The sequence below is a fragment of the Aeoliella sp. genome (genome assembly GCF_965227375.1).
Taxonomy (GTDB): domain Bacteria; phylum Planctomycetota; class Planctomycetia; order Pirellulales; family Lacipirellulaceae; genus Aeoliella.
Genome location: NZ_CBDDFX010000001.1, coordinates 1769564 through 1793686 on the forward strand (window position 1 = coordinate 1769564; position 24123 = coordinate 1793686).

Genomic DNA, 24123 nt, shown 5'->3' on the forward strand with positions numbered 1-24123 from the left:
GATGGCCTCATGCTAGCTGTCGCTGGCCGGCTTTTGGCGATCGCGGATAACCACCGCCGGATTGCCCCCCACGATCACCCCGGCCGGTACGTCCTTGTGTACCATGCTGGCGGCGGCCACCAGGGCGTTGGGGCCCACGGAAACTCCGCCCAGAAGCGTAGTGCGGGCTGCCACCCAGGCGCCGTCGCCCACTGTGATGGGGGCGGTGAGAAGGTCGAAATTCTGTTTGCGGTGGTCGTGGCTACCCGTGCAAAAATAGGTGCCCTGCGAGATGCATACATGGCTGCCGACGTCGACCATCGCCAGGTTGTCGATCCAGCTCCCCTCTCCGATCCACGTGTGATCGCCTATGCGAAGCTGCCACGGAAACTTGATTCGTACCCGAGGCTTGATCACGACGCCATTGCCGATTTGTGCTCCGAAACATCGCAGCAGGGCGCATTTCCAGCTCGATGGGAGCGGCAAGGCCGAGGCAAACAGGAGTTCGCACACCACATACCACGTCGCACGCGCGGGCAAGCTGCCGGGGTTGTAGTCGGTTACCCGGAAGTGCTCCAAGTCGACCCAAGCGACCCGATGGTCGGCCGAACTGTCGGGCGATGGGTTGGCGTTGTCGGACACGAGGTGCGGGCGTGTGAAGGATTCGTGAAGGGATGCCGGGCAGCGTTTCTGAAGCGTAGTTCACCCTGGTGCCCGTTGCCAGCAACAGTACCGCGCGCAACGATTAGCGCGATTGTAGGGCCTGCGGGCCAGGCGATGAGCCCGGGCGCCTTACTGTGGCTGAACAAACACGCCGTTGGCTACGATCCGCAGCGATCCCAACTCGACCGAGCCGATGCCGGTGACTACCACTTTGGTACCAGGCTTGAGCCCCAGCAACAAATCGCTGCGGGCGGCAATCGGTTTGTCTTCGTCGCCGGGAAACGTGACCAGGGCGACCGTGTCGACCAAATCGCGAGCCTTGCCCGCGCAGAACATACACTCCTCGCCTGGTGCGTGGGCGTGCTCACCCTCGAACTCGGCCGCGGTCGTCGGGTCGGCCAGCGAGAAGATGGCTTGGCCGTCGACCCAGGGGAATTGGGGCATGGCGTCGCCGTAGGGATTCGGCATGCCGCCGATCACGCCCACCACGGCGACTTCGGTCGGCGCAGCATCGCTGTCCTCGGCATCCTCTTCGGACGGTTTCAGGGCGTCGCGGACCTCAATCACCGTTTTCGCCTCGGAGGGCTCGGCATCCAGCAGCAGTTTGGAGCGGTAGTCGGCCACCTGCTCGGCGGTCATCCCGGCCGGAAGCACCTGGGTTTGTGGTTTTTCGCAACCGACCACGGCAGCTAGCAGTACGGCGGCGGGCAGATACCGGATCATCGGAGGGGCTCCAGGGAGGGGAAAGGGCAGCGTTTCTACGCTGTTTTGCAGTGTCCGGTTCATTTTGCGCCTCGAGCAAGCTGGGCCGCAACCCGAGGTGGGCCGCGGCCGCTGGTTTCAAAAAAAATCTTGCGGGATCCAAATATCTCCTGGCCGAGGGCGAATCGCTTAGTGGACCAGCACTTTCGAGTGTTCGGTCCTTTTGGTGTTTCCCCGTTTTCGTTCGTCTTTTCCCCAGCCGAGCAAATCGCCATGCGAAAGCCCACAAAATGTTGCTTTCGATCGTTCCACCTCGATCAAGGAGCCAAACCCATGATCAAAAAAACCCTACTCACCGTTGCTGTGGTCGGCCTGGTTGCCGGCTTGTTGTTTGGGCGGGATGCCTTCAGTTATCTCAAAACTGGCGCCAATCGAGTGTCGGACGGTGTGAGGGACTCGGTGCCCACGTCGTTCCAGATCGATCGCGCCCGGCACTTGGTCAGCGAATTGACTCCCACCATTCGCGAAGCAATGCACATGATCGCCAAGGAAGAAGTGGCCCTCGAGGGGCTCGACGAGCAGATCGCCAACGCTGAGAAGAGTTCCGGCAAGCTGCAGGGCGAGATCATGCAGTTGCAGGCCGACCTGCAGAGCGGCAAGAGCACGTTCCGCTACGCCAGTCGCAGCTACGAGCGCGACGACGTGCAGCGGAGCTTGAAGAGCAAGTTTGCCCGCTACAAGGTCGGCGACGAGACGCTCAGCAGCCTGAAGCAGATGCGCGACGCTCGCGCGGCCAACCTGATGGCGGCCCGCGAGAAGTATGCCGCGATGGTGGCAGCGCAGAAGAAGCTGGAAACCGACGTGAAGTGTCTGGAGGCCAAGCAGCAATTGGTTGAAGTGGCCCAGGCTTCCAGCGATGTGGTGCTGGACGACAGCAAGCTGGCTCGCGCCAAGGAGCTGATCAACGACATCCGCGCCACGCTCGACGTGAAAGCTCGTATCGCCAACGCCGATGTGGACGTGGTGACCGAAATCTCGCTCGACCCGGAAGACTCGGCCGACATCACCGATCAGGTGGCCGCCTACTTCAATCTGGGCGAGAACGACAGCAACGTGGCTCAAGTGAGCTACGAAGACTAAAGAAACGATGTCCAAGAACGAATGACCAATGACCAGTGCAGCATCCTCGCATTGGTCATTGGGAGTTCGGACCCGTTCATTCACCCTACCAACCTGGAATATCCAATAAGTTGTCTGTAATGTTTCCGTCTTGGCGAATGCAACTTGGCGAGGCGCGGCGAGCGCTCAAGGAGGGTCAACTCGACCGCGCCTGCGCCATCGTGCAGCAAGAAGAACTCCGCGAGTTTCGCCAAGCACGGGAATTGTCGGCCAAATTGGCCGGCATCGTGGCGCAGCGAGCACGGGGCCGATTGGCCGCGGGCCGCTCGAATGCGGGTTGGAACGATCTGCAGTTGGCCGAGCACGTTGCCGGCTGCGACCGATTGGTCGCCGAAGTGCGCGACGAGTACCGCCAGGCGGTGCTCGTCCGTACGGTGAACTACCTGGCCGACGGGCGTGCGCCCGCGGCGCAGCAGGAACTCGCCAAGCTCGCCCGTCGCGGGCTGCGAGACGAAGCTTCGCGTCGACTGGAAGAAGTCACGCGCCGCATGGCCGAAGCCGAACAAATGTTGTCGGTGGGCAGTAGCGCCGAAGCGCGTCGGGCGTTGGAGGATCTCTCGCCTACCGAACTGTCCGAGAATCTGGCGGCCATATCGGCTAAGATCGATGGGCCGCGACTCGTCGAGCGCATCGAGTGGCTCATCGAGCAATGCGAGCGCCATGCGCAGTTGCGTGGCGAGTTGCACGCCGTGGCCGAACAGCGAGACTGGCACCAAATGCTGGCCCGCGCCGATCAACTGCTGAGCTTGGCGCCGCGCGATCGCGTGGCCCGGGCGGCGCGTCGGCAAGCCTGGCACGCGGTGGGCCTCGACGCCACGGCCGTGTACCACCGCGAAGGCCGCCCGGTCGCTTCGCTGGCGTTAAACGATACCAAGCGCGGAATCAAAGGCTCTAAGTCCACGAAGGCAGACGACACCATGACCGGCTCTCCGCATCCCAATCGATTCATGCTGTGGGTCGACGCGGTGGGAGGTTTTCTGGTGTGCCTGGACGACGAAGTGGTGCTGGGACAGCCTACGCCTGGCTCGGCGATTGCGGTGCCGCTGTGTGCCGACCTGTCACGGCGGCATGCTGTGATTCGTCGCCACGAGGGAACCTACACCTTGGATCCTCTGGGCGAGGTGAAGGTCGACGGACGGCTGCTTACTGGGCCGATGGTGCTGGGCAACCGTCACGAGATCGAACTCGGCTCGGGCGTTCGGCTCGAATTCACACGCCCACACGCCTTGAGCGCCACGGCCCGGCTCACGCCGCTGAGTGGTCATCGCACCGAGCCGCGTGCCGACGCGGTGCTGTTGATGGCCGATAGCTGCCTGCTGGGTCCAAAATCGCACTCGCACATCTCCTGCCGACGGTGGGAGGGCGATGTGATCCTGTTTCGACAGCAGGGAAGCTTGCACTGCCGGTCGACCATGGAGATGACCGTCGACGGGGCGAAGGCCGAGGGGCCGACTCCCCTGGAGAGTGGGGCGAGATTGGAGGGCGAGGAATTCGCTGTCAGCCTCGAAGATGTCTGAGTTGCGGGCCCTTGGGCTACGCACTCGCGCAATTAGGGAAAACTGGGGAACGATAGGGATCGCGGGACGTCTAATTTGGGGGATTCTTGCTGTTTTTGCGACAAGGTTCCCCCACGGCCAGCGAAATGGCTATCAGAACCGGTTACACTAGAAGGCGATAACCAAACAACATCTACAAACAATGGACGTCCGCACGCCGCAACCTGAGGAAATGCTCGACCCCACTGGGGCGAGTGCCGAGCGTGCGCCTCTCAAGTTTCTCTATCCCACCGGCAGCCAGCCACTCGAAGGCTACACCATCAAGCGGGGCATCGGTCGGGGTGGATTCGGCGAAGTCTATTTTGCCACCAGCGACGCCGGCAAGGAAGTTGCCCTGAAGCTCATCCGTCGCAACCTCGACGTCGAACTGCGCGGCGTGCGTCACTGCCTGAATCTCAAACACACGAATCTGATCGGCGTGTACGACATCCGCACCGACTCGCTGGGCGACCAGTGGGTGGTGATGGAATACGTGTCGGGCGAGTCGCTCGAGGAAGCCGTCCAGCGCCATCCCGATGGCATGCCCGCCGAAGAAGTGGTCCGCTGGATGCGCGGCATCGGCGCGGGCGTGGCCTACTTGCACGATCATGGCATCGTGCACCGCGATCTGAAGCCGGGCAACGTGTTCCTCGACCTCGATTCCACCGAGGGCGGCACCGTGAAGCTCGGCGACTACGGCCTGTCGAAGTTCATCTCTTGCAGTCGCCGCAGCGGCCAGACCGAGAGCGTCGGCACCGTGCACTACATGGCGCCGGAAATCGCCAACGGTCGTTACGGACGCGAGATCGACACCTACGCCTTGGGCATCATGTTGTACGAGATGCTCACCGGCCACGTACCTTTCGAAGGCGAGAGCGTTGGCGAAGTGCTGATGAAGCACCTTACCGCCGAGCCCGATCTATCGTCGCTCGAAAGCCCGTACCGCGAGATCGTTGAGCGAACGCTGGCCAAGGATCCCGAACTGCGCATCGGCAGCGTGCAGGAATTGCTGGACCAACTGCCCGATGGACGCAGCGTGGACGTGCGTTCGGAGCGGATCGATGGCTGGAGCGGTGAGCACGCGGCAGCCGATGGCATTGGCGCCGCGCACTTGTTCTCCGACACCACGGTCCGCGGCAGTCGCGCGTCCATGCCCGCAATGACGCCCGGCGACACCGAACGCGTGGTGCGCGAACCGCTGTACGACTGGATGAGCAGCACTTGGAGCAGTTGGGTCGAGAGCTGGCACAGTTGGCACGCCAACCGGGTGGGCAAAGCGCTCTTGTTGTTTGTGCTGGTCGGCATCGCGGTCAGCACCGTCACCATCTGGGGTTCGATTGTCACACTGCTGGGCATCGTGTACGTGTTCTACTACGCGTTCTGGGCCACGCTGGTGCGTCCCGCCGAAGTTCGCCGGCAGCGAAGAGCACCCCGCCGGCCGGAGGCCGTTGCCCCAACGGCTGCGCAGACGCCTTCGCCCGAGGAGCGAGCGCAGAAGTACATGTCGCGCACCGAACAGCGCCGTGCCGCGGCCATTCGCGCTCAGCGTCTACGGACCACCTGGAAGGAGAAAGTCCACGAACAACTCCGCGTTAAACCGTTCCGCCAACGAGCAACCGAGTTGCTTACGTCCATGGTGCTCTCGGGCATCCTGTGTACGTTCCTCTCGTTATTGGCGGTGGTGATCGTGGGCGGCGCTAGCACGAGCGAGCGTATCCCACTGCACATCTGGCTCACGGGTGTCACCACGGTTGGTACGTGGGTGGTGCTGATGACGAGCAAATTCACCGAAGGTCGCTTCGAAGATCAGATACCGATGCGTTTGTGGCAACTGGTTGGGGGAGCCGTGGTTGGCCTGGTGGCCTGGGGCTTAGCCAGCGCGTTGCTTATGGGCGTTCCGCAAGTCAATGACATGGGCCCTGGCTTCCACGACAGTTTCCTGGGCGAGGTGCTCAACCTGCCGGAAAGCGAATACCTCAAGTCGCACGGCGGACAGGCACATGGACAGAGGCTGGTCGCACCTAGCGCGCTGTTGAGCGTGATGTACTTCTCGCTCACCATGGTCGCCCTTCGCTGGTGGCGTTTGGCTGAGTACGCTCGGCGGACTCGCTTGAGCCTGCTGGGCGTGGGACTGGCCATCTGCGGTGCGTGGGTTGCACATCTGGTGTGCTGGTATCCCCAACCCACCGGCATGGCGGTCGCCGGCATCATTGCCGTGGCGACGCAACTGGTGAGCCCCTGGTTGCCGCCGAGCGGGCGCAAGAGTGCGGCTGAACAAGCGATGGCGGCATAGAATATGGCAGTTTCCTGGTTACTACTGATCTTGCTCAGCGCGGCGATTGCGGCAGGCGTGGCGGTTGCCACCGTGCTGTTGGGCAATCGTCACACGCGCGGCGCGGCTCGCATCGTGGCCACGATTCTGGCGGTTTGTGTGTTCCTGGTCGTGCTGTGGCGTTTCGCAGCAGCGCCGACTCCCCAGCGAGTCGCTGAATCCAACGCTCACATGCAGCATCAGCGAACACTAATCGAGAATCAGGCAGCGCACTTCGACCAACTGGCGGCGAACCACGAAAATCAGGGTGGTTCGCATGCACAGCAACTCGCGCAGCAGTACCGCGAGCAAGCCGAACTCACCCGTAGCCAACTACACGACTATTCAGATTACACCGTCACCAGCACCCAGCATCGCAGCAGGGCGTTTTTCATGTTCTCACCAGCCATTCTCATTGCGTTCCTGGTGATCGTCTTCATGCTGTTCAAGCACGCCGGTCCAGGTGTGGGATTCGCCGCGCTCGCGCTGCCATTAGTGGCCATGTTCTTCGGCTACTTCTCCATGGAACGTCGTTCCAGCTATCAATCGCACAACCCACCGCAACCAATGGCGCGTGCGGAAGCCATTTCCGTGGGGGTGGAAGTTCCCCCCGACGAAATCCAACTTAGCGCCGAAGCCGATAACAAAGCCCAACCTGCGGTGGCCGAAGCGGAGGATACGGCTGAGTTGACGAGCGTCTCGAGTAGTTCGACCAAGGTTGCAACGTCCGATGCTAATGAGACGACTCCCGAACCGATCGAGCCCTCCCCGGCGACACCCGCCGAAGAGATACCCGACTGGGTCCGCCAGCCACCCAAGAGTGTGCCGAACGTTCACCGTCGGGTGTTGGAATCGAGTTGGTACGGAACCACCGATGAATGCCTGCACAAGCTCGAGGACGGGCCGATTGAAGCGGCAGTTGTAGAGCATCTGCGTGAACTGGCGGTCGAGGACTCCATGCAGTCCTATGTACACATTCCATCACTGCGAAGTTTGGGAATCACCAAGCGATACCTTCGAGAGAAGGTGATCAAGGACGAGTTCTACGAAACCGGCGACTTCGAGCACCAGCCGAACATGAAGAACCTGCATGTGCTCTTGGAATTCGATAGCCGCACCTCCGACGACCTGCTCGCCCGCTGGCGTGACCACGCTCGGCAGGGCACGATTACCGCGGTGGGTTTGGGGATGGGGGGCATTTTGGCCTGCCTGGCCGGGGTGCTGGGGCTGATCAAGCTCGACACTTATACCAAGGGATACTACACCAAGCGGTTGTTTATCGGCGTGCCGGCAGCGATAATCGGGATTGGACTCATCATTGCCAAGTTCCATTGAACGGTGGTAGTGAGTGGCCGCCGATGGGCGGCTGTTGCCAGTTTTCCGAACCATTCGCCTTGGTCCCATGCCCAATCCCGACGCCCTCCTAGTCGACGACATCCGCCGGGGAAACCCCGACGCCTGGACTCGTCTGATCGACGAGTACGAAGGCCGGCTGCTGGCGTTCGTCGAAAGCCGTCTCCGTCGCCGGGCGGCCAGTGAGGACGTGGTGCAGGAAACCTTCGTCGGCTTCCTTACCAGCCTGCCTAACTACGACGCCCGTCGTCCGCTCGAGAGCTGGCTTTTCTCGATCGCCGCTCACAAGCTTACCGATCACTTGCGCCGCGAAGGTCGCCGACCGGCGCTACCGCTTTCCAGCACCGATGGTTCCGACGGCGCCGCTTGGGACTTGCCGGGCAGTGCGCGCGCCGCCAGCAGCATCGCCCGTAGCGGCGAACGCCGCGGCCTGGAAGAGCGAGCCATCGCCGACGCGATCGCGGGCGAAGTGCAGCGTTGGCGCGAGCGGGGCGATTGGACGAAGCTCAAATGCATCGAACTGTTGTTCGCCCGCGGCCTGGCCAACAAACGCGTTGCCAAGCTGCTCGACTTGAGCGAACAGCAGGTAGCCAACTTCAAGTTCGACTTCCTGGCGCGACTCAAAACCTTAGTCCGTCGTCAGGATTTGAGCGAAGACATTTTTCCCGAGTTGTACGAGTCGGAGTAACTAGCTGGAGAGGGCTCGACCGAGAATGTAGCGATTCCTCCGTGCTCTCCGTGTCCTCCGTGGTTAATAAACAATGAGTGACCCTTTCACCAACCCGACACTCGAAGCCTACCTCGACGAGGCCTTGCCACCCGACGATATGGCGGCTATCGAGGACGAGCTTCGCACGAGCGACGCACTGCGCGAGCAACTCAAGGCCGTGACCGGTCGCCGCGATGCGGGTGTGCATTCGTTGGGCGGCATCTGGCGGCGGCATCGGCTTTCGTGCCCTTCGCGAAGCGACTTGGGCAACTACCTGATGGGCATCCTTACCGACGACGAGTGCGACTACATCCGCTTCCACGTCGAAGTAGCTGGCTGCCGCGTCTGCACGGCCAGCATTGCCGATCTCTCCGCGGCGCAAGAGGCCGCCGACAAAGAGGAAGTCTCCGGCCGGCGGAAGAAGTACTTTCAATCGAGCGTGGGGCACTTGCCGAAGGAGTGAGCACTCGTCAGGCTGCACTCATGGACCTCGACGACGAACTTTGCCTCTGTTTCCACGTCACCAAGCGCAAGGTGGTGAACTACCTGCGGATCGAGCGGCCGCGGTCTGCGTCGCAGCTTTCGGACTGTCACGGAGCGGGCACGGGGTGTGGGTGGTGTCGCAATTATCTGATGAAGCTGTTCGAGGCCTCGCGCTCTGAGGGCTCCCAGGAGGCCGATCTGCCCGCGGCCGCCGACTACGCCCAGCAGCGGGCCGAGTACGTCCGCCGCGGCGGTGGGACGCCTCCAGCCGGCGCCACGCCGATCGAGTGAGCGTTCTCCCACAGTGCCGTGTCGAATCCGCCCGAAAGTGCGGATTTTCGGACATTGAGGTTCAGATTCCCGAAGCCAGCCCCCGTTTGCCCTACTGCATCGGCCGGGGCTAAAATGGTCCCTCGGTATACATCCCCGGAGGAACATCGAAGGAGATTGAAATGCTAAGCCGCAGTTGCACCACTCTGCTGTTAGCTCTGTCGTTTGTCATGATTGCCGACGCCAATGCCCAGTTGTTACGTCGTCGGCTGATCGATCGCTCGGGCGAGCGCGATCGTGGTCGCGAACGTGACTTGAAGGCGATGGAGGAGTACTACGACGACTTGGAAGACTACTACGAAGATCGCAATCCGCGACTGGCGCGCGAAGCCGAGCGGATGGAGAACTACTACAAAGACCTGCGCAAGGGTCGCGCCGTGCAGCCACCGGCTGTCTCCATTCCCGGCGTGCGTTTGAGATTGCAGGAGCGCATCGGCGGCGCTTTGCTAGAAGAGCGTTCGGTGCTGGTGCCCAACGCGGCCGAGTCGGCGCGCACCACTCCGCAACAACCCAACGGACGTTGGCAGACGTGGGGTTCGTCGTCGCAACCATCGCAGCCATCGAACGCTTCGCCAGCGGCGCCTGCACCAGCGGGGGCGGAAGAGCCAACGCTCGCCCCGCCGCAGCCCACCGAGGCGTACCGGGTGCCGGCCGAAGAGGCTAGCGCAAGCGGCGACCTTCGCTTCCCGCCGATCACTTCCTCGGCCGATCCGCAAACTCGATTGGATACCGCTCACGGAGCGTTGGTTCGCGACTTGAACAACTTGGCCGAGAAGAGTCCCGAGGCAGCAGGGCAGTGGCTCGATTACCTCGACCTGCCAAGCAGCGATCGCGAGGACGTCGATCTGGCCGAGTACTACACCACCGAGACTGGTCGTGAAGAACTCACCGCGACGCTCGGTCGGTACGACAGCATTGCCGGCGATCCCAAGTTCGCAGCCATAACGCGTCTGCCTTCGTTCGGACGCACGCGTGTTGCCATGCGTGGGTTGATCGACTGGCTCGAGCAGCAACCGACGCTGGCTGAGCCGGAAGCCGATGTGGCCGAAGAACTACCAGCCCCGCCACCCAAGTAGGGTGGTGAGCGTCAAACGAATCGACAATACAAGGCCCGGCGGCCAGCACGCCGGGCCTTTGTTCGTGTCGTGCAGGTGCGTGTGAAGCTCTGCGGGCTGGAAGGGTTGGTCCCACAAGCGAAGGTGTGTGCACCACGGGGACATCGCCGATTTGCGCGAGCGAAGCGCATTGCGTGCTGAGAATTTTGCTCCTTGGCAGGGTGGATTCGTTTGCCACGTGCACTTTAGCGTGTAGTGTTTCAATGCCGCTGGCGACGGCACCTCACCTACGCACGACACCTTGGACTTTCGCCTTCGCTGGGGCCTGGTGATGAGCAGTCATCTCCAGCCTTCCATTCCCTCCCCACCTCGACACGGAACAGAACAATGAACAGATTGCTTTTGGTTTGTGCCGCCATGTTCATCGTGGCGAGCACCACCGGCTGCGGATGCTTCCGGCGGCATACGCAAACGGTAGCGATGCCCGCTGTGCAGTGCGCGCCTGCCTGCCAGCCATGTTGCCCACCGGCTTGCGACTCTTGCGGCTGCGGCGGCTATAGCGGTGGAATGTACACCGAGCCGATGGCCCAGTAACCCGGTGCTTTGGAGAATGTTATCTGATTAGCGGCGGCCCTTCATGCGGCAGTGGGTGTGGTGCCCCACGGCCTGCGGGCCTCGCGACGACGGACGCCGACCGGTCTATTCCCCCTCCCAAAGACCGGTTGGCGTTCTTTTTTGCGCGGATGCCAAGATCGAGCGTGGTTGATTAGAATAACCCCATCATGGACACCGCAAAGCTCGAACGCGACTCGCACATCCGCACCACCGCAATGGTGATTCTTACTTTCATTGCAGTGGCTGTCGCTCTCTACTTTCTGCGCCCGGTGCTGATGCCGTTCGTGCTGGCGCTGTTCATTGCCAGTGGCCTGGTGCCGCTGCTAAGCTCCGTGCAGAAGTGGCTCAAATCGTCACGGCCGATGGCCATCTTCGCAACCTTCTTGATGTCCATCGCGGTGACAATCGTCCTGTGGTGGATGATCGCGGTGTCGGTTCAAGAACTGGTTGGCGCGCAGGGCAAGTACAACGAAGGGTTTAATCTGATGCTGGACCGCATCGGCGATCTCGCAGAACCCTTGCTGCCTGATGGAGAGAACTTGCCGAAGCAAGAGAAGACTGAGGTCGATCCTCCGCCGGTCACCACGGATTCGCCGGCAACCGAGCCTGGCAATCCACTGGATGCGCAGTCGGAGTCGGCGGCATCCGGCGATTTGAATGTCATCGCCCCGACGGATTCCGAGCATGCCAGCCTCAAACGGCTGAACGACTACCTGTCGAGTCGGCTCAGCAGCGTCATTCTCTTGGGTGCGAATGAACTGCTCACGGTACTCTCCAGCGGCCTGTTGGTGATGATCTTCTTGTTCTTCATGCTGCTCGGTGGTAGTCAGGTGCGGTTGCCAGAGAACAACATCTGGCGCGACGTCGACGCGCATGTGCGCAAGTACATCGTGGCCAAGACGGTGATCTCCCTGATCACAGGCTTCGTGTTTGGAATGGTGTTGTGGCTGTTCGGCGTGCCGCTGGCGTTTGTGTTGGGCGTGCTGGCGTTCCTGTTGAATTTCATTCCGAACTTGGGGCCGATCATCTCCAGCTTGTTGCCCGTGCCGCTGGTGTGGGTGTTGGTGGAAGCAACGTGGGCCGATCAGCCGGGGGCCGACATGGGACTTGTCAAAGCCATCGTTGTCATCGTGCTGGCTGCGAGTGTGCAGTTTATCAGCGGCAACGTGTTCGAACCCAAGATCATGGGCGATCAGTTCCGCCTACACCCGATTGCGATCCTGCTATCGCTGATGTTCTGGTACATGATCTGGGGTTTGGTGGGCGCGTTCTTAGCCGTACCGATCACTTCGGCGCTGAAGATCGTGTTTGCCGAACTCGAAAGCACCCGCCCGGCAGCCGATCTGCTGGAAGGAAACCTGACAATTCTCGCCAAGCGCGAAACGACCGCGGCCACGGCGTGAATCGGGAGAAGCGAAACGAAAAAGCCCGGCCGCCTTGCGGGGCGACCGGGCTTGAGTGTTTCGGTGCTTAGCGTCGTTTACGCCAGCGGGGCGGAGTTGCGTTCGTGAATGGCGCTCAAGTACAGCAGTGACGACTCCGTCGTTTTCTCGACATAGCTGTCGTCAATCACCTTCAGGCCGGCCGCCATTACGTCGCGGCGGCTGATCTGGCCAAGGAGCGTTCCGCCTTCGTCCACCACCGCCAAGCGGCGGAAGTTCGTCAGCAGGAACACTTGAGCGATCGACAGCAAGTCGGTGTCGGGGCGAATGGTTCGCGCCTGGGTGTCCATGAACGCGCCCACATGATTGGTGGGCAGCGAGTCGTAAGCCGCGTCGAGGATGACCTGCATCGCGCACTTCTCGCTGAACACGCCCAGGTACTTGCCGTCGGCATCCACTACCGGTGCCCCCGAAATTCGATTCTTGAGCAAGAGCCGAACGGCGTCGAGCACGTCGACGTGCGGGCTTAGCGTCACCAACTTGGTGACCATGATGTCTTCGGCAACCATCGTCATACTTGTACCTCCAGGGATAAGGGATTTGCCAGTTGTTGTTCTACGAACCGCTGACAGCGAGTGTTCGCAGACAAGCAACCGCGTGGCCGCGGGATGATTCCCGGTAGGATGATTCCGTCGCAACTATGCAGGGGATGAGTGGGGCAGGCGAAGCGGTGCAAAGGGATAAGATAAGGGGATCAATGTTGCCTCGCTGGCCACCGAAAGTATAACGATGCCACTAGCGGCCACCAAAAGAATTCTGAACAAAAAGCGGCGGATTGATTGTGAACTTTTTCACGGAGTCGCCCTCCAAAAATCCAGGGCAAACATGGTGATAGCAAGCTACAATCCGCAGAGGGGATTGTGAAATTGTTCACAAAGTCCCCTTAGACTGGCTATCCGATCTCTTCGGAGATTCGCCAGAAGCGATGTCGAAGTTCCACTCCGTATCTGGGCCATTGGTCACACCAAGACACCAGATACTTTCAAAGAAACTGAGATGCCAAACGGACATGAACTCTCTTTCGTCGACCGGTATCCAGCGATACGAAAACTCGTTTTCAGAAACGACTTTGTGAGGGGCGTCGAACAAATCGGCTCTAATCTGGTCCAGGGTTTCTCGCTGCGGGCTTGGTATCTCGTCAAAGGCTAGGTCCATAATTGCCAACGCATTGACTGTAAGTGGCAGCATCTCGCCAACTTCGTGATAATACAAGCCTCGTACTATACGGCCGGCGACCATCGCCTGGCGCTGAAAGTCCTGTCTAATCTGATAACGAGGCTGTAGGATTCCTCCAGCAGATGTGTCCCAGCGGATTCTGGTATGCTCATTCCACTTTTCGACAAGTCCGCTTGCCTCAGGTCTTCGAAAGGAACGCTCGATGGCTTTGTAGTGTTTGAGAATACCGGGGCTTTTTCCAGCTTCGGTTCGAGCACAGAGCTGAAGTCGAAAGAACTCGTCGTCTTTAGACTGCTTGCCATTGTGCTGTTCACATGCTGGGACCGTAATCAAATTGGAAGGTCTCGGCTTTGAAAACAGACATACAGGTGGTACGTGATCCCGCCCAGTTGCTGGTTCGCCACAATAGATGCAAGTGGTCGACATCTTCATCCTTGTTTGGACACGCAACACTTACTTCCCCACCACCGCCTCCTGCAGCTTCTCACCCAATCGATCCAGGGCGCGGCTCGAATCGGTTTCGCTCAAATGCACGTGCAGGATGCTGGGGCCCGTGAGGTCTTCCCACGCGCTATTCAACGCTTTATCAAAGTCGCCTTCGGTGCGAATCTCGTAACCGGTGCCGCCGCCTAAGACTTTGGGCAGTTCGTGGTAGTTCCAATTGTGGATATCGTTGAACTTATACTCGCCGGGGTGCAGCAATCGTTCGGTGCCGTAGCCGTGATTGTTCAGGATGATGACGATTGCGGGTACTTTGCGAGCGACCAGGTTCGAGAGTTCCATGCCGGTCATCTGGAACGCACCGTCGCCCACGATGGCCACCACGCGCGACTTGGGCGCGGCGGTCGAAGCGCCTAGTGTGGCTGGCACGGCGAAGCCCATCGACGTGTAGTAGGCAGGACTGATGAACTCGGTGCGGCCGCGTGTGGTCAGTTCGGTGGACGAAAACAGCGAGTCGCCGATGTCGGCAATTACGATCGTGTCGTCGACTAACTGTTCGTCCAAGCGGTCGATCATCCGCGTGATGGTGATCTTCTCATCGGCCGCCAGCACAAAGGGCTCTTTATTCCAGTCCGTCGGCGCGGGAGGCAGTGGTTGCTTGGGTTGCGGCTTGCGCGCCACCAGGCCGGCCAGGAAATCCTCCAGGCGCACGTTGTGGTAATGGTGGTGGCGGATGCGCAGCTCCTCGCTCGTGGCGTAGATGCAGTCGCTCATGTCGAGTTCGGCCGTGTAGATACCCAGGTTGATATCGGTCATGAACGTGCCGAGCATCACCACGCAGTCGCTCGCTTCCACGTACCGCGTGACTTCCGGCTCGCCGAGCGCGCCTTCGTACAGTCCCATGTACTGCGGGTGCGTCTCTCCGACGACGCCTTTGCCCAGCATCGTGGCGGCCATCGGAATGCCGGCAGCCTCGGCCAGCTTGAGCACCTGATCCTGCAGACCAAAGCGATGAATCTCCACGCCTAACAGCAGCACCGGTTGCCGCGCGTTTTCGATTCGCATCGCGGCTTCCTCCACCGCTTCGGCAAGTGCCCGCTGATCGCTGATGGCGGTCGTATGTTCATACGGCGGTGTCGTTTCGGGGCGAACGTGCACCATGTCGCGCGGGATCTCCAAGTAAACCGGCCTGCTGTATCGCTTGCAGGCGGCCAGCACACGATCGATCTCGCGAAACGCCGCGTTGGCATCGTTCAACTCGGCGCCGGCGATGCAGAGCTTCTCGAACACGTCGTACTGCGTGCGGAAGTTGCGCACCATGTGGTGCAGCAGCGGGTTGTGTACACGCTCGCGCATGCCAGGCGAGCCGGTGATCATCACCACGGGCGACTTCTCGGCGTACGCGCCGGCGATGGAGTTACAGACGCTCAACCCACCCACGCAATAAGTAACGCACAGCGCGCCCATGCCTTTCACGCGGGCATAGGCGTCGGCTGCAAAGCCGGCGCAGTCTTCGCGCGTGCAACCGATGGCATTGATCGGGCTCTGTTCCAGCAGCGTGTAGAACGACAGCACGTAGTCGCCCGGGATGCCAAACACGTCGCCAATGCCATAGTCCTGCAGGCGTTTGATCAGATACTCGCCGATCGACGGCGTGGATTCACTCGAGTGGTGGGAGGGGACAGACATCGGCATGGCGGCGATCCTTCATGAAAGCGCATAAAAACGGCTGGCGGGCCCCCCGACCAGCCAGCCGAATTGTAACGCGCCGAAGCTATTCGCCAAACCTATCGATCCGCTCGTTCCTGCGGAGGAAGTAGTACAGCAAGGCGCCGGGAAAGCTGCCCAAGAAAATCACCAAGCCCCAAACCAGCTTGTCGTTGCCTTCGGACGGTTCTTTGGTAAGACACTCAATCAGCATCCACAACCAAAAGACCCCACCTGCCAGCGACAGCAGCACAAGGACACCTATGCAACCCAAACCTCCTGCTACTTCCATTGCTTTGTTTCTCCCCGTATAGAGTTGTCGGAACACCCAGTCGACTATGTATTCGCCGGCTGGGGGGGAGATATTGGGTACCACGAGCGATTTATTGGCCGATCAACGCAGAGACAGTTTGCTCGTTCACTGGCGAGATAACACCGCGCTCGGTGATGATGCCGGCGATCAGTTCGGCCGGGGCGACGTCGAACGCCGGATTGTAGACCTCCGCCCCATCGGGCGCGAACGCTACACCGCCGGGATGGGTGATCTCTTCGGTAGCCCGCTGCTCGATGGGAATCGCATCGCCCGAGGCGAGCGACAAGTCGAACGTGGTGCTGGGCGCGGCGACGTAGAACGGCAAACCATGCGCGCGGCAGTGCAGGGCGACACCGTACGTGCCGATTTTGTTGGCCGCGTCGCCGTTGGCCGCGATGCGATCCGCGCCGACGATGGCGGCCGCTACTCGACCTTCGCGCATCACCTGGGCCGACATCGAATCGCAAATGAGCGTGGCCTTCACGCCGCGCTCCATCAGTTCCCACATCGTCAGCCGACCGCCTTGCAACAACGGACGCGTTTCGTCGGCGTAGACGTGCGGCGCGAAGCCACGGCGATGCAACTCGAACAACACGGCCAGCGCGGTGCCGTCGCCGCCGGTCGCCAGCGCGCCGGTGTTGCAGTGGGTGAGGATGCCGCTTCCCTTGGGCAGGGTGCTTTCCAGCAGGTCCGCCCCGTGACGACCCATAGCCGCGCACTGCTCGGCGTCCTCGGCGTGAATCGCACGGGCTTCGGCCAGTAGGCGTTCGGCGAGTTCCGACTCGCGGGCCCCTTCGGCGACGCGCCGCATGCGATCAAGCGCCCAAAACAGATTCACCGCCGTCGGGCGGCTGGTCGCCAGATGGTCACACGCCTGTCCGACGGTTTCGTGCGAGTCGCCGGCCGCAAAAACCACCGCGTAAGCGGCCGCAATACCAATGGCCGGCGCGCCGCGGACCGAGAGCTTCTTGATCGCCCACCACACGTCGTCCACCGAGTCGCAATCGAGCACCGTGGTTTCGGTGGGGAGCTTCGTTTGATCCAATAGCCGTAAGTGGCCACCGGTGTCGCCAATCCATTCGATGGTGGGAGTGGTCATGAGGCTTCTGTTCTGTGCATCGGTCCAACGAGGCGTAGCTCGCCGGCTAGTGCGATAAGTGAATGCTAACTGACTGCCGCGCTCTGCACTGCGTCCAAGTGCTCGCGGAGGAACCCTTCCAAATCGCCGCGCTCGAAGTCTTCCATCGACGTGAAGTACAGTCGGACGCGGTCGCGACTGTCCGAGTCGTTATCGAGCACTTGCTCGGCGGCCAAGTCGGTGACGCGGCCCAATTGGAAGGCTCCCTTGGGACCGTTGAGCACCAGTTCCACGTTCTCGGCGCGCTTCGTGACCACCGTGGCCCACGGGTCGCTATTGCCCGGTGCCATCAGGTGCACCAGCACTTTGTTGTTCCACAGGAATTGCCCCTTGGGCACGACCGCGTCCAGCATCTCGAACAGTTCTTCGAGCAACTCCACCGGCCACGCGACCTTCTTGCCGGGGGAGAAGCCCTTGCGGGTGGTGTGCCACTTCTGGCCGAGCACCTTCCACGGCATTAGGTTGTCGGGATTCTTCTCTTTCCGCTCGGCGAATTGTTGGAAGCCCTCAATGGCCCGTTCCAAGAAACGCCAAAATTCGGGCTTGTCGATTTCGTCGAGCGAGTGGGCGTTGATTTGCACTTCCTGCCAGGGCCCGGTCAGGTTCTTGCACTTCACGCGAGGGCCGCTGCCGTAGGCTTCGACGTCGTCCATGTCGTTGAGCGAAGGCAATCGCAGGTCGGCCAGCAGTTTATCGCGATCGAAGGTCCGTTTGGCGGTGCGGAACTTGAGCTTCACCAGCCACTTCTCGCCGGTAATCGCATGGAAGAACCAGCCATCGCTCTTGGTGTGGCCGGTGATCTCGACCACCGAGCGGTGGTTCCAGTTCGTCGGCGCGAAGTCGCCCAACTCGTGAATCCGACGTTCGATCTGTTCCAGCACTTCGCCGTCCCAGTGGCAGGCGTCGCCGTCGCGGGCGACGCGCTCCACGGTGTGCCAGTGCCGGCCGTCGACTTCCCACGGCATCTTCGTGTCTTCGCCCACGCGGTCCAAATCGACGTCGCCTTCCTTCTCGGCATCGGCGGCGAACGGATCATGAATCTTCCGCTCTTCGTAAGGTCCTTCCTCCAACACCGGCGCGAGGGCAATGGCCGTGTGCGAGACGGTCTTAGCCTTCTTTTTCTTGTTGCCGCTCGCCGTGACGAATTGCTCGACCAACTTCTCCGGCGTGCCACACCCGACGACTTGCCCACCGTCGCGTCCCGCTTCGGGACCAATGTCGATGATCCAGTCGGCCGTCTTGATCACGTCGAGGTTGTGTTCGATCACCAGCACCGTATTACCCAGGTCGACCAAGCGGTGCAGCACGTCGAGCAGCTTGGCTAAGTCGTCGAAGTGCAGACCGGTGGTCGGCTCGTCCAATAGGTAGAGCGTCTGTCCGGTATCAGGACGGGCGAGTTCGGCCGCCAGTTTGACGCGCTGTGCTTCGCCGCCCGAGAGCGTCGGCGCGCTTTGGCCGAGTGTCACGTAGTCGAGCCCGACGTCGCACAGCGTTTGCAGCACGCGGCGAATCTTGGGGATGTTTTCGAACAACGCGAGCGCCTCGCGGCAACTCATCGACAGTACGTCGGCGATGGTCATGCCGCGGTACTTCACCGACAGCGTATCAGGGTTGTATCGTTTGCCGTTGCACGTCTCGCAGGTGATCCACACGTCGGGCAGGAAGTGCATCTCGACGCAGTACTCGCCGGCACCTTCGCAATCGTCGCACCGACCGCCCGCCACGTTGAAGCTGAACTGCCGCGCGGTGTAGCCGCGAAGCTTCGAGGCAGGCAGCTGCGCGAACAACTGGCGAATCAGGTCAAATACGCCAGTGTAGGTGGCCGGGTTCGAGGTCGGCGTGTTGCCGAGCGGCTGCTGATCGACGCGGATCACCTTGTTGATCTGCTCGACGCCCTGGATGTCGTCGTGCGCACCCGGCACGGTGCTCGCTCGATGGAGCGACCGCGCAAGCGTGTTGTACAGCACGTCCTCGACCAGCGAACTCTTGCCGCTGCCTGACACGCCAGTCACCGCGGTGAGCGTGCCCAGCGGGATGTCGACCGTGATGTTTTTCAAGTTGTTGTGTCGGGCACCCGCGACTCGCAGGAAAGACGTGAGCTTCTTGTCGTCTTTGCCAATCCGGCGATTGCTCGGCACTGGCAGGTTCTTCTTGCCGCTGAGGTAGGGGCCAGTGACGCTCGCGCGGCGCTTGGCGACTTGCGCGGGTGTTCCGCGGGCGACGATCTCGCCCCCCAACCGCCCGGCCGCGGGGCCGAAGTCGAGCAGAGCGTCGGCGCTTTCGACCACTTCGCGATCGTGCTCCACCACCAGCAGCGTGTTGCCCAAGTCGCGCAGCTTGTGCAACGCGGCAATCAGCCGAGTGTTGTCTCTGGGGTGCAGGCCGATGGTCGGTTCGTCGAGCACGTACAACACGCCGACCAATCCGCTGCCGACCTGGCTGGCCAGGCGGATGCGTTGCGACTCGCCGCCGGAGAGCGTTGGCGCGCTGCGGCCGAGCGTCAAATAGTCGAGCCCGACGTCCACGAGGAACGTCAGCCGGTTGGTGATTTCTTTGATCAGCTCGCCCGCCACTTTCTTCTCGCGCGCGGTGAGCTTCCACTTCTTCACCTGATCGACCAACTCGCCGAGCGGCGTGCGGCAGATCTCTTCGATCGTCTGCTTGCGGAACTGCACCGCCGAGGCGTCGTCCCGCAGCCGGCTACCGCAGCACTCGCTGCATTCGATCTCGCCCACCAAGTGCTCGAGCGCTGTGCGCAGCCGCACCGAAAGCTTCGACGCTTCCTCAAGCGCGGGATACAAGCCTTTGAATTGGAACTTCAGCAGCGACTGACCTTTCTTGGCTCCGGGCACTTCGATCCACTCTTCCTGCGTGCCGTACAGCAGCACGCGGCGGTGCTTGGCCGACAGCTTGTTGTACGGCACATCGAGCGGCACGCCGGTATGCTGATGCAGCGCTTGGAGCATCGCTTGGGCGAGCGGAGTCTTGAGGTCGGGCCACAGCAACACGGCGCCTTTGGCGAGTGTCAACTCGTCGTCGCGCAGCAGCGCCGCGGGATTCGCGCCGACTTGCGTGCCGAGACCTTCGCAAGCGCCGCACCAACCGAGCGAGCTGTTGAACGAAAAATTGTGCGGTGTGAGCCGCGTGAAGCTTCGCCCGCACGACTCGCACGCCAGGTGTTGGCTGTGCGTCTTGGTCTGCCAACGAGGCTCGGGGACGTTCTCGTCGGCGTAGGCGACGCGAAGCACACCTTTACCCACGGCCAAGGCGCTCTCGACGCTTTCGGCCAGTCGGGCGCGGCCTTCGCGCTTGATGCTGATGCGGTCGATCACCACTTCCACTTCGTGCTTGCGGCGACGGGTCATCGCGGGGATGTCGTCCAGCGAATGCGTCTTGCCGTCGATCCGCACGCGGAGGTAGCCCTGGTCGGTGAGCGATTTCCACAGCTTGTCGTACTGCTCGCCCACTTCGATGTCGACCGGCGCGAGCAAATACAACCGCGTGCCTTCGGGCTCGGCGATGATCTTGTCGACAATATCGTCCACCGTCTGCGTGCCGACCGGCACTTCGCAGTCGGGGCAGTAAGGCTGCCCCAGCCGTGCGAGCAGCACGCGGAAGTAGTCGTAGATTTCGGTCACCGTACCGACCGTCGAGCGCGGCGTGTGGCCGGTGCTGCGTTGTTCGATAGCGATCGCTGGTGAAAGGCCCTCGATGTGCTCGAGCGCCGGCTTCTGCATTTGGCCGACGAACTGCCGAGCGTAGCTACTGAGGCTCTCGACGTACCGCCGCTGTCCTTCGGCGTAGATCGTGTCCATGGCCAGCGAAGTCTTGCCCGAACCACTCGGCCCGCAGCAAACGGTAAACTGTTCGCGGGCGATCTTCACGTCCACGCCGCGGAGATTGTGCTGCTGAGCACCGCGGACTTCGATGTGTTTGGTTTCCTTCGCCGCCCGCTTGGTCGACTTCCGCGCGCTGCCATTGGCTGCGTGCGTGCCATCGAGAATCGGAATGAGCGCCTCACCGGTGTGCGAGCGGAGCGTGTCCTTCTTTTGCTTCTTCCCCCGTGCGTAGTCGGCCACTTCTTCGGGCGTGCCCGCAACCACGACCCTTCCGCCGTCGCGTCCCCCCTCGGGGCCGATGTCGATCAGCCAGTCGGCGGTCTTGATCACGTCGAGGTTGTGCTCCACGACCAGCACCGTATTGCCGGCGTCGACGAAGTCGTGCAGCACTTTCAGAAGCAACTCAATATCGGCGAAGTGCAGTCCCGTGGTCGGTTCGTCGAGCACGTAGAGCGTCTTGCCGGTCGACTTCTTCACTAGCTCGCGGGCGAGCTTCACCCGCTGCGCTTCCCCACCGGAGAGCGTGGGCGATGGTTGCCCCAGCTTCAGGTAGTCGAGACCCACCGCATGCAAGGTTTGCAGCTTGTCGGCGATCGGCGGGATCGCCTCGAAGTGCTCAAGCGCTTGTTGGATGTCCATTTCCAACACGTCCGAGATGCTCTTGCCTTTGAACAGCACCGAGAGCGTCTCACGATTGAAGCGGTGGCCTTCGCATACGGGACAAGTCACCCAGATGTCGGCCAGGAAGTCCATTTCGAGTTTGTTGGCGCCGTTGCCGTCGCAGGCATCGCACCGCCCGCCGGCTACGTTGAAGCTGAATCGTCCCGGCTTGAAGCCACGTCGTTTTGCTTCGGGTAGGCCCGCGTAGAGTTTGCGAATCTCGTCGAACACCTTGATGTAGGTGGCCGGGTTCGAGCGCGGTGTGCGACCGATGGGCGACTGGTCGATCGAGATCACCTTGTCGAGATTGTCGAGTCCCTCGATTGTGTCGTGCGCGCCAGGCTCGCCTTTGCCGTTCATCAGGTCGCGCCTGAGCGCTTCCATCAGAATGTCGGACACCAGCGAACTCTTGCCCGAACCGCTCACACCAGTGACGCAGACAAACTTGCCCAGCGGCACCTCGAAGTCGACACCCTTGAGGTTGTTGTGCCGCGCGTTGACGATGCGCAGCGTTGGGGGCGCTTCACCATCACCGTTGAGGGACTGAGGCGAGGTTCTCCGCGACTCCGGTACCTCGATGCTTCGTTTCCCCGCTAGAAACGCCCCCGTGACGCTGTCTTTCTTCTTCGCAATCTCGTCGGCGGTGCCGGTCGCTACGACGTATCCACCTTTCACGCCGGGGCCTGGGCCGAAGTCGACCAGATGGTCGGCCGCCCGCATGGTGTCCTCGTCGTGCTCCACGACCACCACCGTGTTGCCCATGTCGCGCAGCGTCTGCATCGTGTCGAGCAGCCGATCGTTGTCGCGCGGGTGGAGGCCGATCGAAGGCTCGTCGAGGATGTACAGCACGCCGACCAACCCACAACCAATCTGACCAGCCAGCCGGATACGCTGTGACTCGCCGCCCGACAGCGTGGGTGCGGTGCGGTTGAGCGACAAGTACTCGAGCCCCACGTTGGTCAGGAAGCCGAGCCGACCGCGGACCTCTTTGAGCACCTCGGTGGCGATCATCGCCTGCGCGCCGGCGAGTTCCAGATCGATGAAGAACTCGGCTGCGTCGCTAACGGGAAGATCGCACACTTCGGGCAGCGATAGGCTCGGGCGATCGGTGAACCGCGGAGCGGTAGTGGTCAGCCGGACCGAGCGGGCTTGCGGATTGAGCCGCGCGCCGCGGCAATCGGCGCAGTCGAGCACCCGCATGTAGTTTTCGAGTTTCTTGATCTGCGTGGCGCTCTTGCTGTTGCGGTACTTGTCCAACAGATCCGCCACGATGCCTTCGAACTCGCCGCCGTACTTCTGGCTGCTCTTGCCGGCTCGCCAAGTGTAGGTGATGTGCTCGTCGCCGGTGCCCCACAGCCACACGTCGCGCAGTTCATCGGACAGGTCGCTCCAGGCGGTTTCCAGCAGCGTGCCTTCTTCGAGTTCCCACTTCCGCTCGATGGTGTCGGCCACGCCTTTGTAGATGTGCCGCTTCCACCGGCCGAGGTCTTTCCACTTGCCGACCAGTTCGATGGCGCCTTGGGCGAACGACTTCGAAGGGTCGGGCACCAGCAGCTCCGGCGCGAAGCTGTAGTACTCGCCCAACCCGTCGCACTCCAGGCACATACCTTGCGGGCTGTTGAAGCTAAACAGTTGCGGTGTCGGTTGGTCGAAGCTCAACCCGCACTTAGTGCAGGCGAAGTGGCTCGACAGGGCGATGTCGCCATCGCGCAGTCCCACGCGGCGTCGCTTGGTGCTCTTGGCCTTGGGAGCTTCTTCATCCTGTTCGACCGAAACAATGATGTTACCGCCGGCCAGTCGCAGCGCGGCGTCGACCGCTTCGCCCAACCGCCCGCGGACGTTTGGTCCGGCCACCAATCGGTCGACGACCACTTCGATGTTATGCCGCATCTGGCGATCGAGCGATTGGTCTTCGGAGAGTTGCACCACGTTGCCATCCACCCGCGCACGGACGTAGCCCTGCTTCTGCAGGTCCTCGAGCAGGTCGCGGAACTCGCCTTTCTGCTGTCGCACGACCGGTGCGAGCACCGCGAACTTCGTCTTGTCCGGCAGCGTCAGAATCTGGCCGATGATCTGCTCGCGGGTTTGCGCGGTGATCGGCTGGTCGCACTTCGGGCAGTGCCCCTGACCCACGCGGGCGTACAGCACCCGCAGGAAGTCGTAGATTTCGGTGATCGTGCCGACCGTGGAGCGAGGGTTGTTACCCGAGGACTTCTGCGAAATCGAAATCGAAGGCGACAGTCCGCTCAGATGGTCGACGTCCGGCTTGGGCATCTGGCCCAGGAACTGGCGGGCGAAGGTCGAGAGGCTCTCGACGTACCGCCGCTGGCCTTCGGCGTAGAGCGTGTCGAACGCCAGCGAACTTTTCCCCGAGCCCGACACGCCGGTCAAGCAGATCAGCTTGTTTCGCGGTAGGCGTACATCGACATCGCGGAGGTTGTGTTCGCGGGCTCCTTTGATGACGATATCAGAAGCTGGCATCACGGCGTCCTT

At 61.6% G+C, this 24123-nt stretch carries 18 protein-coding genes; 10 read left to right on the forward strand and 8 right to left on the reverse strand.

Going from position 1 to position 24123, the window contains the following annotated elements; genetic code table 11:
- Positions 1-12: 12 nt before the first annotated feature.
- Positions 13-621: a WcaF family extracellular polysaccharide biosynthesis acetyltransferase gene (locus tag ACQK2L_RS07265; protein ID WP_425396272.1), complete on the reverse strand. Its 609-nt coding sequence runs from the start codon at positions 619-621 to the stop codon at positions 13-15.
- Positions 622-771: 150 nt separating this feature from the next.
- Positions 772-1365 (reverse strand): hypothetical protein, encoded by a 594-nt coding sequence (locus tag ACQK2L_RS07270; RefSeq protein WP_425396273.1) that lies wholly within the window; start codon positions 1363-1365, stop codon positions 772-774.
- Between the two features lie 312 nt (positions 1366-1677).
- Between ACQK2L_RS07270 and ACQK2L_RS07275 the strand changes: the two genes are divergently transcribed.
- The 10 genes from ACQK2L_RS07275 (at position 1678) to ACQK2L_RS07320 (ending at position 12317) form a co-directional block, all read left to right on the forward strand.
- Entirely contained in the window at positions 1678-2484 is an 807-nt protein-coding gene (locus tag ACQK2L_RS07275; protein ID WP_425396274.1) for a hypothetical protein, read from the forward strand.
- A 119-nt stretch (positions 2485-2603) separates the two neighbouring features.
- Positions 2604-4040, forward strand: coding sequence for an FHA domain-containing protein (locus ACQK2L_RS07280; RefSeq protein WP_425396275.1), 1437 nt, complete (start codon positions 2604-2606; stop codon positions 4038-4040).
- A gap of 181 nt (positions 4041-4221) precedes the next feature.
- Positions 4222-6351, forward strand: a complete 2130-nt coding sequence (locus ACQK2L_RS07285) for a serine/threonine-protein kinase (RefSeq protein ID WP_425396276.1) — start codon at positions 4222-4224, stop codon at positions 6349-6351.
- Between the two features lie 3 nt (positions 6352-6354).
- A complete protein-coding gene (locus tag ACQK2L_RS07290) occupies positions 6355-7704 on the forward strand; it encodes a hypothetical protein (RefSeq protein ID WP_425396277.1) in 1350 nt (449 codons plus the stop codon).
- 67 nt (positions 7705-7771) lie between these two features.
- The gene (locus tag ACQK2L_RS07295) at positions 7772-8410 is read left to right on the forward strand and encodes an RNA polymerase sigma factor (RefSeq protein ID WP_425396278.1); all 639 of its coding nucleotides are present in this window, start codon (positions 7772-7774) and stop codon (positions 8408-8410) included.
- Between the two features lie 73 nt (positions 8411-8483).
- Positions 8484-8894 carry a hypothetical protein gene (locus ACQK2L_RS07300; RefSeq protein ID WP_425396279.1) on the forward strand — a complete coding sequence of 137 codons (411 nt, stop codon included), beginning with the start codon at positions 8484-8486 and terminating at the stop codon, positions 8892-8894.
- Positions 8891-9205, forward strand: coding sequence for a (2Fe-2S)-binding protein (locus ACQK2L_RS07305; protein WP_425396280.1), 315 nt, complete (start codon positions 8891-8893; stop codon positions 9203-9205). The genes ACQK2L_RS07300 and ACQK2L_RS07305 overlap by 4 nt, the downstream gene beginning before the upstream one ends.
- Positions 9206-9366: 161 nt before the next feature.
- A complete protein-coding gene (locus ACQK2L_RS07310) occupies positions 9367-10320 on the forward strand; it encodes a hypothetical protein (RefSeq protein ID WP_425396281.1) in 954 nt (317 codons plus the stop codon).
- 366 nt (positions 10321-10686) lie between these two features.
- Positions 10687-10893, forward strand: coding sequence for a hypothetical protein (locus tag ACQK2L_RS07315; protein ID WP_425396282.1), 207 nt, complete (start codon positions 10687-10689; stop codon positions 10891-10893).
- A 188-nt stretch (positions 10894-11081) separates the two neighbouring features.
- On the forward strand, positions 11082-12317 hold the full coding sequence (locus tag ACQK2L_RS07320; RefSeq protein WP_425396283.1) for an AI-2E family transporter: 1236 nt from the start codon (positions 11082-11084) through the stop codon (positions 12315-12317).
- 77 nt (positions 12318-12394) lie between these two features.
- Here ACQK2L_RS07320 and ACQK2L_RS07325 read toward each other — a convergent pair whose 3' ends face one another.
- The 6 genes from ACQK2L_RS07325 to uvrA form a co-directional block, all read right to left on the reverse strand.
- Positions 12395-12871: a CBS domain-containing protein gene (locus ACQK2L_RS07325; RefSeq protein ID WP_425396284.1), complete on the reverse strand. Its 477-nt coding sequence runs from the start codon at positions 12869-12871 to the stop codon at positions 12395-12397.
- A 355-nt stretch (positions 12872-13226) separates the two neighbouring features.
- Positions 13227-13958: a hypothetical protein gene (locus tag ACQK2L_RS07330; protein WP_425396285.1), complete on the reverse strand. Its 732-nt coding sequence runs from the start codon at positions 13956-13958 to the stop codon at positions 13227-13229.
- 27 nt (positions 13959-13985) lie between these two features.
- On the reverse strand, positions 13986-15668 hold the full coding sequence (locus ACQK2L_RS07335) for an alpha-keto acid decarboxylase family protein (protein ID WP_425396286.1): 1683 nt from the start codon (positions 15666-15668) through the stop codon (positions 13986-13988).
- Between the two features lie 79 nt (positions 15669-15747).
- Entirely contained in the window at positions 15748-15972 is a 225-nt protein-coding gene (locus tag ACQK2L_RS07340) for a PLD nuclease N-terminal domain-containing protein (protein ID WP_425396287.1), read from the reverse strand.
- Positions 15973-16063: 91 nt separating this feature from the next.
- Positions 16064-17092 carry an S-methyl-5-thioribose-1-phosphate isomerase gene (mtnA, locus tag ACQK2L_RS07345; RefSeq protein ID WP_425396288.1) on the reverse strand — a complete coding sequence of 343 codons (1029 nt, stop codon included), beginning with the start codon at positions 17090-17092 and terminating at the stop codon, positions 16064-16066.
- Positions 17093-17157: 65 nt separating this feature from the next.
- Positions 17158-24111 carry an excinuclease ABC subunit UvrA gene (uvrA, locus tag ACQK2L_RS07350; protein ID WP_425396289.1) on the reverse strand — a complete coding sequence of 2318 codons (6954 nt, stop codon included), beginning with the start codon at positions 24109-24111 and terminating at the stop codon, positions 17158-17160.
- Between the last annotated feature and the right edge of the window lie 12 nt (positions 24112-24123).